The sequence below is a fragment of the Pantoea sp. YR525 genome (genome assembly GCF_900116775.1).
GTDB classification, from domain to species: domain Bacteria; phylum Pseudomonadota; class Gammaproteobacteria; order Enterobacterales; family Enterobacteriaceae; genus Pantoea; species Pantoea symbiotica.
In genome coordinates, this window is record NZ_FPBU01000001.1 from 588,779 (window position 1) to 601,420 (window position 12,642).

The window sequence follows — 12,642 nt, forward strand, 5'->3', positions numbered from 1 at the left end:
GACCTATACTCCTTTGTTAGTATCTTTACAGGCAATTTTTGGAGAGCGTTAGTGTGAAAGCTGACAACCCTTTTAATTCATTATTACCGGCGGCAATGGCGAAAGTTGCAGAAGAAGCCGGCATATATAAAGCTACTAAACGTCCTTTAACCACATTCTTCCTTGCCATTACTGCTGGCGTATTTATTTCAATTGCATTTGTCTTCTATATCACTGCAACTACCGGAAGTGGAGCCATGCCCTACGGCATAGCAAAACTGATCGGCGGTATCTGTTTCTCACTCGGTTTAATGTTAGTAGTCGTGTGCGGCGCTGACCTGTTCACCTCAACTGTTCTGATCGTGGTGGCAAAAGCCAGCGGTCGAATCACCTGGCTGCAACTTGGTCGACATTGGTTGACCGTCTATATAGGTAACCTGTTTGGCGCGCTGTTCTTTGTAGCGCTGATCTGGCTGGCCGGTGAACACATGGTGGCGAATGGTGCCTGGGGCTTAAACCTTCTGCAAACCGCTGACCACAAGATGCATCACACCTTTATTGAAGCAGTCAGTCTCGGCACGCTCGCCAATTTGATGGTTTGCCTGGCGGTATGGATGAGTTACTCCGGCCGAAGCCTGATGGATAAAATGTTTGCGATGATCTTACCGGTAGCGATGTTTGTTGCCTGCGGCTTCGAACACAGCATAGCCAACATGTTCCTCATTCCGATGGCCATTGTTATCCGTGATTTTGCCAGCCCGGAATTCTGGCAAATGGCTGGTGCAAGCGCAGCACAGTTTCCCTCACTCAGCGTTAGCGATTTTATTCTTAATAACCTTATTCCCGTAACCATCGGCAACATTATTGGCGGCGGATTATTAGTCGGTTTGACCTACTGGGTAATCTATCTGCGTGGCGATGAGCCGGTGCATTAATGAATTGGTACTGGCGTGCTGAAGCAGCGCGCCATACGTCAAAGTCTCCCTAAATAAGGCAGGTATATCATGTCCGAACTGAATGAAAAAATGGCGTCAGCCTGGGAAGGATTTAGCGCCGGCGAATGGCAGAACAGCGTCAACGTCCGTGACTTTATCCAGAAAAACTATACACCGTATGAAGGCGACGAATCCTTCCTCGCTGGCGCAACCTCAGCCACGACCAAACTGTGGGACAGCGTGCTTGAAGGCATCAAAATTGAGAACCGCACTCACGCGCCGGTGGATTTTGACACCGATTTGGCTTCAACCATCACCTCTCACGACGCCGGCTACATCAGCAAATCGCTGGAAAAAATCGTTGGTCTACAAACTGAAGCGCCTCTGAAACGTGCCATCATTCCGTTTGGCGGCATCAAAATGGTTGAGGGCTCTTGCAAGGTTTATGGCCGCGAACTCGATCCCGCACTGAAAAAAGTCTTCACTGATTACCGTAAAACTCATAACCAGGGCGTATTCGATGTTTATACCCCAGACATCATGCGCTGCCGTAAATCAGGCGTACTGACAGGTTTGCCTGATGCCTATGGCCGCGGTCGTATCATCGGTGACTATCGCCGCGTCGCGCTGTACGGCATCGATTACCTGATGAAAGACAAAGTTGCTCAGTTCAATTCTCTGCAAAGCGATATGGAGAATGGCGTTGACCTCGAAGCCACTATTCGCCTGCGTGAAGAGATTTCTGAACAGCATCGTGCGCTGGGTCAAATCAAAGAGATGGCTGCGAAGTATGGTTCAGATATCTCGTTGCCCGCTACCAATGCACAAGAAGCCGTTCAGTGGACTTACTACGGCTACCTCGCGGCGGTGAAATCTCAGAATGGTGCGGCGATGTCCTTCGGTCGCGTATCCACCTTCCTTGATGTGTACATTGATCGCGATATTCAGGCCGGGAAACTGACTGAAGAAGACGCACAGGAACTGATTGACCACCTGGTGATGAAACTGCGTATGGTGCGCTTCCTGCGTACGCCTGAATACGATGAGCTGTTCTCCGGTGACCCAATCTGGGCAACAGAATCATTAGCGGGTATGGGCGTCGATGGCCGTACTTTGGTGACCAAAAGCACCTTCCGTTTCCTGAATACGCTTTACACCATGGGTCCATCTCCGGAGCCAAATATGACCATCCTGTGGTCAGAAAAACTGCCGGTTAACTTCAAGAAATACGCCGCAAAAGTTTCTATCGATACGTCCTCATTGCAGTATGAGAATGACGACCTGATGCGTCCTGACTTTGACAACGATGACTATGCTATCGCCTGCTGCGTTAGCCCAATGATTGTCGGTAAGCAGATGCAGTTCTTCGGTGCGCGTGCCAACCTGGCAAAAACCCTGCTGTATGCAATCAACGGCGGCGTTGATGAAAAACTGAAAATGCAGGTAGGCCCGAAAGAAGCACCAATCACTGACGAAATTCTTGATTTCGACATCGTGATGGAGCGCTTGGATCACTTCATGGATTGGCTGGCGAAGCAGTACGTCACCTCCCTGAACATCATTCACTACATGCACGATAAGTATAGCTATGAAGCTTCACTGATGGCGCTGCACGATCGTGACGTTTATCGCACCATGGCATGTGGTATCGCGGGTCTGTCTGTTGCGGCTGACTCACTTTCAGCCATCAAATACGCCAAAGTGAAAACCATCCGTGATGAAGATGGTTTAGCGGTAGACTTTGAAATTGAAGGTGAATATCCGCAGTTTGGTAACAATGACTCGCGCGTTGATGACATGGCGTGCGATCTGGTTGAACGTTTCATGAAAAAAATTCAGAAACTGCAAACCTACCGCAATGCGGTGCCAACTCAGTCAGTACTGACCATCACTTCTAACGTGGTTTATGGTAAGAAAACCGGTAACACGCCAGACGGACGTCGTGCGGGTGCACCGTTCGGACCGGGTGCTAACCCAATGCACGGCCGTGATCAGAAAGGTGCGGTAGCTTCATTGACCTCGGTCGCGAAACTGCCCTTCGCTTATGCTAAAGACGGCATCTCTTATACCTTCTCCATCGTGCCAAATGCACTGGGTAAAGATGATAACGTGCGTAAAACTAACCTTGCTGGCTTGATGGATGGATATTTCCACCATGAAGCTAACATTGAGGGCGGTCAGCATCTGAACGTTAACGTGATGAATCGAGAGATGCTGCTGGATGCGATGGAACATCCTGAGAAGTATCCTCAATTGACCATTCGCGTATCCGGTTATGCTGTTCGCTTTAACTCGCTCACCAAAGAGCAGCAGAAAGATGTAATTACCCGTACGTTCACTCAGTCGTTGTAATAGCACTTTACTGAGATTAAAAGGCTCCTGCGGGAGCCTTTTCTCCACAAGTCCGTTTTGCCAGCTTGCTGGTGCTGGCGACCTGGCAAAATCGACTTTCACTTTTAGAGCACGACATAGATTGTGCTGCCTGATGTTCAGGCTCACCTGGAGAACCCATCGCAATGTCAACCATCGGTCGTATCCACTCCTTTGAATCCTGCGGCACCGTTGATGGCCCAGGCATCCGTTTCATCACCTTTTTTCAAGGCTGTCTTATGCGCTGCCTGTATTGCCATAACCGCGATACATGGGACACGCATGGCGGTAAAGAAGTGACCGTTGAAGAGTTGATGAAGGATGCGCTCTCATATCGTCACTTTATGAATGCATCTGGCGGCGGCGTGACCGCATCGGGTGGCGAAGCGATCTTACAAGCCGAGTTTGTGCGTGACTGGTTCCGCGCCTGCCAGGCAGAAGGTATTCACACCTGCCTTGACACCAACGGCTTTGTTCGTCGCTACGACCCGGTGATCGATGAATTGCTGGATGCCACTGACTTGGTCATGCTTGATCTGAAACAAATTAATGATGAGGTGCATGAAGTTCTGGTTGGCGTTTCGAATCACCGCACGCTGGACTTCGCGCGCTACCTGCAGAAGAGAGGCAAACGCACCTGGATTCGTTACGTTGTTGTGCCTGGTTACTCTGATGATGATGATTCCGTGCATCGCTTAGGTGAGTTCACTAAAGATATGGATAACATTGAGAAGATTGAACTGTTGCCTTATCACGAGTTAGGCAAACACAAATGGATTGCCATGGGTGAAGAGTACAAGCTGGATGGTGTTAAGCCGCCGAGCAAAGAAACCATGGAGCGAGTGAAGAATATCCTCGCCAGCTACGGTCATGAAGTGATGTATTAACCGCAAACAAAAGGGGAGCCGCTGGCTCCCCTTTTTACTATTTTATATTAATGCGTTAAGCATGTGCAACCGGCGTTGCCTGATGATCGGCTTTGCGCAGTAACATCACCAGATAAACCAGTGCAACTGCAGCAATCATCACAAACAGCAGGCGGTCAGAGTAGTTCTGCATCAGCATTGACGTCATTCCCGGCCCCACCAAACTACCCACCGTATAGCTGAACAGTAATGCCTGATTCATCGCCACTAACTCATGATGCGCCACGGTTTCGCACGCCCAGGACATCGCCACTGGGTAGAGAGTAAAACCCGCCAGACCCAGCACAAACAGTGCTGGCGCCATCGCAGCATCACCCAACATCGCAATCGCCCCCAGAATAACCACGAACACTTGCACGCGCAGTACCATCAGGCGACCAAAGCGATCGGCTAAACGTCCTACTGGCCACTGGCCGACAATACCCGAGCTGACCAGTAACGCCATCCAGTAACCGACGGTTGCATCACTCATGCCCTGATGCGACAGATACAAAGGCATCAAGCCATAAAGCGAGCCGAGAACGATACCGGAAATGATGCAGCCATTGATGCCGAGACGTGAACTACGACGGCGCAACATCACCCAAAGGCGACCCGTCGAGGCTTCTTCCGTCGCAGCGCTGGCATTAACATGCACAAATACGACCGGCAACACCGCACAGATAATCAGCGCAGTCACCCACGGAATCACGTGGAGCAGCTCCGTCGACACACGACTCACCAACAACTGGCCGGCAACCGTGCCGAGGTAATAGATAATCATGTATGCCGCGAGCAACTGGCCACGATTACGTACGGTACCGCTGCATAATAAGGCGCTCTCAACCACCACCCAAATCAGTGCACAACCCACACCTGCGGTGAAGCGCAGCATGGTCCAGCTATAGAAACCATCCAGCATCACCATGCCCATGGTCGCCACGGCAAAAAGAACGCTGGCAAGGTAGAAACAGCGATTAAAACCGTAACGCGTGATCAACCAGCCCGCGAGCAAAGTGCCCAGCAAATTACCGGTGTAATACGATGAGCTAGCCATACCCACTTGCCAGGTTGGCAATTGATCATGGGTAAGCCATAGCGGTACCAGCGTATTAAGCACAGCAATAGACACCGTCATGAGCATTAAGCCGCAAAGCAGCAAAACGACGGGGCGCGACCAGGTTGACATAGGGAATAAAACCAAAAGAGATGACGATAATTGCGCGCAGTTTGCCATTTGCTAATTTAAAGTCAATGTGCAAAAAATCGTCGCCGCACGATTTGCTGCAGCACAATTTATTTTATTTATCTTCAGCGGGTTAGAGGCAGGATGAAAGATAACAGGCAGGCATCTATCTATTTGAATTTATGATTTTTAATGGTTAACGGCCATTTATTATCGATAACGTTTATTTCTGATTAATTCCAACTAAAAAATAATTATTTTTCAGCTTAAGAAACAAAAAAACCCGGCATTGCCGGGCTTATATAATTGCTTGTTGATTAGCCAACGAATTCCAGTCCGCCCATGTAAGGACGCAACACTTCAGGCACCTCAATGCGGCCATCTGCTTGCTGGTAGTTTTCCAGCACAGCAACCAGAGTACGACCAACCGCCAGACCAGAACCGTTCAGCGTGTGCACCAAACGTGGTTTCTTGTCGGTTTTGCTGCGGCAGCGCGCCTGCATACGACGAGCCTGGAAATCACCCATGTTGGAGCAAGAGGAGATCTCACGATAAGTGTCCTGAGCTGGCAGCCAAACTTCCAGGTCGTAAGTCTTGGCAGAACCGAAGCCCATATCGCCGGTGCAAAGCAGCACTTTACGGTATGGCAGATTCAGCAGCTGCAGCACTTTCTCTGCATGGCCGACCAACTCTTCCAGTGCGTCCATAGAAGTTTCAGGCGCCACAATCTGCACCATTTCCACTTTGTCGAACTGGTGCATACGGATTAAACCGCGCGTATCACGTCCGTACGAACCGGCTTCAGAACGGAAGCATGGCGTGTGTGCGGTGAGTTTGAGCGGCAAAGATTCTTCTTCAACGATTTCATCGCGCACCAGATTGGTCAGCGGCACTTCAGCGGTTGGGATCAACGCATAGTTGCTGCTACCTGCTTCTTCGCCCAGCGGCTTGGTATGGAACAGATCTTCACCAAATTTCGGCAGTTGTCCGGTTCCATAAAGTGTTTCCTGATTAACCAGATACGGAACATAGGTTTCAAGATAACCGTGCTGCTGCGTGTGCAGGTCAAGCATGAACTGGCTAAGCGCACGGTGCAGACGCGCAATCTGGCCCTGCATCACAATGAAACGTGAGCCCGTCAGTTTAACCGCTGCGGCAAAATCCAGACCTTTGGCGGCTTCACCCAGCTCAACATGGTCTTTTACCGGGAAATCGAACTGGCGCGGCTGGCCCCAGCGGCTGACTTCCTGGTTCTCGCTGTCATCTTTACCCAACGGGACTTCGTCAACCGGGAGATTTGGCAATGCGAGGGCAAAGTCACGAATTTCGTTCTGCAGGGCATCCAGTTCTGCTTTAGCCGCATCCAGGCGTTCGCCCAGTGCGTTCACTTCCTGACGCAGCGGCTCGATGTCTTCCCCACGTGCTTTGGCCTGACCGATGGATTTGGATCGGGAATTACGCTCAGCTTGCAGATTTTCAGTTTCTACCTGCAATACTTTACGACGCTCTTCGAGCGAACGTAAGGTTTCCACATCCAGTTTAAATCCTCGGCGTGCCAGTTTTTCTGCGACTGCGTCTGGCTCGTTACGCAGCAGGTTGGGATCGAGCATGCTAATCCTGTGTAATAAAAGGTTGATTGAACGAATGGCGGGACTTGCATCCCTATGGAATGCAATGAAATCCTTGCTCACCTTACCGTAAGGTGTTTATCAGCGGTAGCGTTTTATCGGGCTATTTTGATCCTGCTCAGCCAGCCAGGCGAGTTTTTCGCCAATTTTCCCTTCAAGCCCGCGATTAGTCGGTTGATAGTAGCGTGTCTGCGCCATTTCTGGCGGGAAATAGACTTCGCCAGCGGCATAGGCGTTAGTCTCGTCGTGCGCGTAGCGATACTCTTTACCCAGCCCCATCTCCTTCATCAATTTGGTCGGAGCATTGCGTAAATGTTCCGGCACATCGTAGTCAGGAAATTCGCGGGCATCGCGCATCGCGGCTTTGAAAGCGGTGTAAACGGCATTACTTTTGGGTGCACTGGCAAGGTAGACAATCGCCTGCGCAATCGCCCTTTCCCCTTCGGCAGGACCGACGCGCGTAAAACAATCCCAGGCCGCTAACGCAACCTGCATGCCGCGCGGATCGGCGTTACCCACATCTTCCGAGGCGATAGCCAGCAAACGGCGGGCGACATACAGCGGATCGCCGCCGGCGGTGATGATTCTTGCATACCAGTAAAGTGCCGCATCAGGTGCTGAACCGCGTACCGATTTATGCAGAGCGGAGATCAGATCGTAGAAACGATCGCCTTTGTTATCAAAACGCGCCGCTCTTTCACCGGAAACTTCGTTAAGCAACTGTGGCGTTAATTCACGCTGGCCTTCGGCGTTACTTTCGGCCATATCCGCCATCATTTCCAGCGTATTCAGTGCCCGACGCGCATCCCCGTTCACCAACTCTGCAATCATGCGGCGCGTATTATCCGGCAGCACAATATCGCTTTTGCCATAACCGCGATCGTCATCATGCATCGCCTGCAGCAAAACCTGTTCGATATCAGCAGTGGTGAGAGATTTGAGTAAATAGACACGAGCACGCGATAGCAGCGCCGAGTTGAGCTCAAACGAGGGATTTTCGGTGGTGGCACCGATAAACGTGATGGTGCCATCTTCAATATGTGGCAGGAATGCATCCTGCTGACTTTTGTTAAAGCGATGAACTTCGTCGACAAACAGAATGGTGCGTCGGCCCACCTGACGATTTTGTCGGGCGCGCTCTATCGCTTCACGAATCTCTTTGACGCCAGAAGTCACCGCAGAAATCCGCTCAACATCAGCTTTACCGTAATGGGCGATGATTTCGGCTAATGTTGTTTTCCCTGTCCCCGGCGGTCCCCACAAAATCATCGAATGCAGATGCCCGGCCTCAATAGCGCGCGGCAGCGGTTTACCAGGCGCCAGCAAATGCTGCTGCCCAATGTAATGTTGCATCGTCGCCGGCCGCATACGCGCGGCCAGCGGCTGAAACTCATTCGAAGGTGCGAAATCCAGAGACAGGTTACTCACCGTGACCTCACTGACGTTGATCGTCCACCGTTACCCCTTTTGGCGGCGTAAAGGTGAATTTGTCTGGGCTAATGGCGCCGTTGTTTTGGCTCTTCAGCTGATAATCGCTGTGCTGACCATCTTGCTCAATTGCGCTGAACTTATTGATGGTGCCAGACGATGTCACATTGATGGTGAACTGCTTGAGGTTGCCATCACTGCTCTTCGGCGTTAGCTCGAAGTTATCGCCCTGTTGCTTGATGTTGTACTGTTTCCAGTCGCTTGGCTGATTACGCGCAATCAGCATAAACGGCGTATTACTTGCCGCATTTTGCAGCAGGCTAACGCTGGCTTGTTCAACGAAGGGATTGTAGAACCACAGATTTTTGCCATCAGAAATAATTACGCTTTCGTCCGGCGCGGTCATGTGCCAGTTAAACAAACTTGGGCGCTTAACCCACAGCTCACCTTCACCATCCTGCACGTTAGCGCCGCTGCCATCGGTCACTTTCTGACTGAAGCTGGCATGGAAGCTGTTCACTTTATTGAGACGCTGTTGCAGATCGCTGGACGCATCCGCCAATACTGATGCGGAAACAAAACTGGCCAACAGGCCACAGGCAATAACGCGTAATTTCATCTGATTCGATTCCTTATTCATTGTTTCCCGACACTTACTGCATTAAACGTAGTTGCCGTCCTGTCTCTTCGACAGGAGAAAAAGCCGAAAGCTCCCGAAGATATGGGGATCGACCAACAGATAAACAATGGGCCAGTGTTAACTGGCCCATAAGCAGACAATCGCACGCGATTATTTACATTTCGTGTGGCGGCGGCGAAAGCACTTCGCGGTTGCCATTGTGTCCCGGTTCAGAAACGATGCCCTGCGCTTCCATCTGCTCGATGATGCGTGCAGCACGGTTATAACCAATACGGAACTGGCGCTGAACCCCAGAAATGGACGCCCGGCGTTTTTCCACCACGAAAGAGACGGCCTGATCGAACAGCGGATCCAGCTCTTCATCACCCATCATACCGCCAGCCGCGCTATCGCTCTCTTCACCAGCGGTGATGCTTTCGATGTATTGCGGGCGACCGCGTGCTTTCCAGTCCTGAACGACAGCATGGACTTCCTGATCGCGCACGAATGCACCGTGCACACGCACTGGCATTGAGGAGTTTGGCGGCATGTAGAGCATGTCACCCATGCCCAGCAGCGATTCCGCACCGCCCTGATCGAGGATGGTGCGTGAGTCGATCTTACTGGAAACGGTAAAGGCGATACGTGTCGGGATGTTGGCTTTGATTAGACCGGTAATCACATCGACCGACGGCCGCTGTGTCGCCAGCACCAGGTGAATACCCGCCGCACGTGCTTTCTGTGCCAGACGAGCAATCAACTCTTCAACTTTCTTACCGACCGCCATCATCAGATCGGCAAATTCGTCAACCAGTACCACGATATAAGGCAGTTTTTCCAGCACTGGCGGAGTGGTGTCCATGCTATCGCCCGGCTTCCAGAACGGATCGGGAATTGGTCGGCCCATCGCTGCAGCCTGCTCAATCTTCTCGTTATATCCGGCAAGGTTACGCACGCCCAATGCAGACATCAGCTTATAGCGACGCTCCATTTCACCAACACTCCAGCGCAGCGCATTGGCCGCATCTTTCATATCGGTAACCACTTCCGTCAGCAAGTGCGGAATGCCTTCATAGACTGACAGCTCAAGCATTTTCGGATCGATCATGATAAAGCGCACTTCTTCCGGCGTGGCTTTATACAACATGCTGATGATCATGGTGTTAACGCCCACCGATTTACCGGAACCGGTGGTACCGGCAACCAGCAAGTGAGGCATTTTCGCTAAATCAGCCACAACCGGCTGGCCAGCAATATCCTTGCCCAACACCACTGCAAGCGGTGACGGATTTTCACGGAATTTAGGGCAATCCAGCACTTCGCGCAGATAAACGGTTTGACGATGTTTATTTGGCAGTTCAAGCCCGACATAAGGCTTGCCTGGAATCACTTCCACCACGCGCACCGCAACCGCTGACAGTGAACGAGCCAGGTCACGCGACAAGTTAGAGATACGTGAGGCTTTAACACCTGGCGCTAAGTCGAGCTCAAAACGGGTGATGACTGGCCCAGGCGAAATACCTACTACTTCCGCCTTCACACGATAATCAGCCAGTCGAGCCTCAACCAGTCGCGCCGTTTGCTCAAGTGCAAACATATCCACCGGCTCTTCTTCTGCCGGTGGTGACGTGAGCAGATCCAGCGTTGGCAGCGGCGTAGAGGGTTTTTCCAGCGGCTGTTCATGGCGAACCAGGAACGGATGGAACAAGCTATCCTGCGCTGGCGCTGCAGGTTTCACTGGCGCAGGCGGCGCAGAATAGGCTTCCTGTTCCGGTGACGACCACGGGCTAGATTCAGCACTCAACGACGGTAATGACGCTGGCTCCGGCGCAGCGGGTTGCTGCCACTGCGCAGGTTCTTCTGGCTCTGGCGCTGCAGAGATCGTAAAGAGCGGCTCGCTTGGGCTGTCGTCGACCAGATCTTTCATTGGCGAAAAATCAAACGCAGACGAGGTATCCAGATTAAAGACCGGCGCCTCCTTCACTTCAGGTTCGTTATAGCGTTGCTGCTGCTGATCGGCGAACTGACGTGCCAGTTGAGCCTGCTGCAATGCATCTTCATCCTCAGGCTCAGACGTATCCTGCCAGCTTTCGCCATAACGATTCTGCTGCTGTGAGGCGAAGGCTTCACGCAACTGCGCCTCTTGCAGCTCAACATCATCCTCCTGTGGAGGAACGCTGTAAGACGCGGTGACTTCCGGCTGTTGCTGCTCAGCATCTTTAGCCTGCTCTTCCGCCATACGCTGCGAAGGCAACTTGATGCCGTACGACGCTAACTCGCGTCGTGTTGGCAACTTAACCTTATTCGGACGCGGCAATTCTGGGCCAATGCCCTGCTTGACCTGCGGGTTGTAATCACGCTCAGGCACGATATCGAAAGCAGGCGAATAAGCAGCTGTTGAAGATGCTGCTTTTACTGCTCCCGCAGCCAATGATGCAGCGGCGACACTGTTTAAAGGCGCTGAAGATGGAGCGGCATCCTGCCAGTTGCCCATACTCGGGCCTTCATCGTCATCAGCCGGCGAAAACGGCGAAGGTGCCGGTTCATTTGGCATCTCGAAACGATAGAGCGGCGTAGAAGGCTGCGCGATCGGTTCGGGCGCCGCAGCGACAGGCTGTGGAACCGAAGTTGGCTGGGCACCAGGTTCAGCAACGCGCGGCATTGCGGCAGGTTCTGCAGGCGCACTTGACCCTGACTGCGTGGCTGCCGGGGTTTGCTGTGCGGCTTGCGTGGTAACCGCAATTGCAGCGGCAGTTGCCGCACTGGCCTTCGCCAGCAGCGGATCGTCGCCCAACTCTGCAACAACGGGTTCGCTAATCTTGCGCGGTTTGGCTAACAAGACATCGTGTTCTTCATTTGCAGGCTGTAAAGCAGGCATAGAAGGCGACACCTCATCAGCCTGCTCTTCGTCGTCGTATTCTTCTTCCTGCCAGGGTTCGTCATGCCGTGAACGGTTGCTGGCAAAGGTCAGAACACCCATTACAACGCCGCCGATCTTCTCGGCAATCGTCAGCCATGACCAACCGGTATAAAGGGTGATCCCGGCAGCCCAGACGCAAAGCAGCGTTAAAGTGCCGCCAGCCGAACTGAACCACGGTGCCATCGCATTGCTGACCAGGCTGCCAATGACGCCGCCGGAAGCAAAATACCAGATGTCATCAACGTTGAGCGCTGCAAGACCACAGGTTGTTACCACCAGGGCCAGCACGCCAATCAGTCGTAAACCCACGGCAAAGTAGTCGATGTAATCCTGGCGATCGCGTTGGCGGAAGGTGATCCAACACAGACCAATAATGACGGGAGGAATGGCGTAAGCCATCACGCCAAAAATGAACAATAGCGTATCGGCCAGCCATGCGCCGACGCTACCACCCAAATTATGGATAGGTTCGTGCCATGCGGTTTGTGACCAGCTTGGATCTGAAGGGTTAAAACTAACCAGCGACACCATCAAATAGATGGCGAACAAGGCCACAAGAATGAGCAACGCTTCCAGCAGACGACGTCCACTGCTCAGCGGTTGTAACGAAACATCTTTATCTTCTGTATATTCCTGGCTCAAGAGAACTCTCCAGGTGCCTGTAAATTAAGA

At 52.1% G+C, this 12,642-nt stretch carries 8 protein-coding genes; 3 read left to right on the forward strand and 5 right to left on the reverse strand.

Going from position 1 to position 12,642, the window contains the following annotated elements; all coding sequences use genetic code 11:
- Positions 1–53 precede the first annotated feature (53 nt).
- The 3 genes from focA (at position 54) to pflA (ending at position 4,171) form a co-directional block, all read left to right on the forward strand.
- Entirely contained in the window at positions 54–914 is an 861-nt protein-coding gene (gene focA, locus BM323_RS02730) for a formate transporter FocA (protein ID WP_008102405.1), read from the forward strand.
- A 69-nt stretch (positions 915–983) separates the two neighbouring features.
- Entirely contained in the window at positions 984–3,266 is a 2,283-nt protein-coding gene (gene pflB, locus BM323_RS02735; RefSeq protein WP_008102407.1) for a formate C-acetyltransferase, read from the forward strand.
- Between the two features lie 164 nt (positions 3,267–3,430).
- On the forward strand, positions 3,431–4,171 hold the full coding sequence (gene pflA / locus BM323_RS02740; RefSeq protein WP_008102409.1) for a pyruvate formate lyase 1-activating protein: 741 nt from the start codon (positions 3,431–3,433) through the stop codon (positions 4,169–4,171).
- Between the two features lie 55 nt (positions 4,172–4,226).
- On the opposite strand, the gene BM323_RS02745 is transcribed toward pflA, so the two are convergent.
- The 5 genes from BM323_RS02745 to BM323_RS02765 form a co-directional block, all read right to left on the reverse strand.
- A complete protein-coding gene (locus BM323_RS02745; protein WP_008102411.1) occupies positions 4,227–5,378 on the reverse strand; it encodes an MFS transporter in 1,152 nt (383 codons plus the stop codon).
- Positions 5,379–5,692: 314 nt separating this feature from the next.
- Positions 5,693–6,985: a serine--tRNA ligase gene (serS, locus tag BM323_RS02750; protein ID WP_008102413.1), complete on the reverse strand. Its 1,293-nt coding sequence runs from the start codon at positions 6,983–6,985 to the stop codon at positions 5,693–5,695.
- Between the two features lie 99 nt (positions 6,986–7,084).
- A complete protein-coding gene (locus BM323_RS02755) occupies positions 7,085–8,431 on the reverse strand; it encodes a replication-associated recombination protein A (RefSeq protein ID WP_008102415.1) in 1,347 nt (448 codons plus the stop codon).
- A gap of 7 nt (positions 8,432–8,438) precedes the next feature.
- Positions 8,439–9,050, reverse strand: a complete 612-nt coding sequence (gene lolA, locus BM323_RS02760) for an outer membrane lipoprotein periplasmic chaperone LolA (protein ID WP_008102417.1) — start codon at positions 9,048–9,050, stop codon at positions 8,439–8,441.
- A gap of 175 nt (positions 9,051–9,225) precedes the next feature.
- Positions 9,226–12,612, reverse strand: a complete 3,387-nt coding sequence (locus tag BM323_RS02765; protein ID WP_008102419.1) for a DNA translocase FtsK 4TM domain-containing protein — start codon at positions 12,610–12,612, stop codon at positions 9,226–9,228.
- Positions 12,613–12,642 lie beyond the last annotated feature (30 nt).

Coding starts and splice junctions, on each gene's coding strand:
- pflB (WP_008102407.1), top strand. CDS start 984: ATGTCCGAACTGAATGAAAAAATGGCGTCAGCCTGGGAAGGATTTAGC.
- pflA (WP_008102409.1), top strand. CDS start 3,431: ATGTCAACCATCGGTCGTATCCACTCCTTTGAATCCTGCGGCACCGTT.
- BM323_RS02745 (WP_008102411.1), bottom strand. CDS start 5,378: ATGTCAACCTGGTCGCGCCCCGTCGTTTTGCTGCTTTGCGGCTTAATG.
- serS (WP_008102413.1), bottom strand. CDS start 6,985: ATGCTCGATCCCAACCTGCTGCGTAACGAGCCAGACGCAGTCGCAGAA.
- lolA (WP_008102417.1), bottom strand. CDS start 9,050: ATGAAATTACGCGTTATTGCCTGTGGCCTGTTGGCCAGTTTTGTTTCC.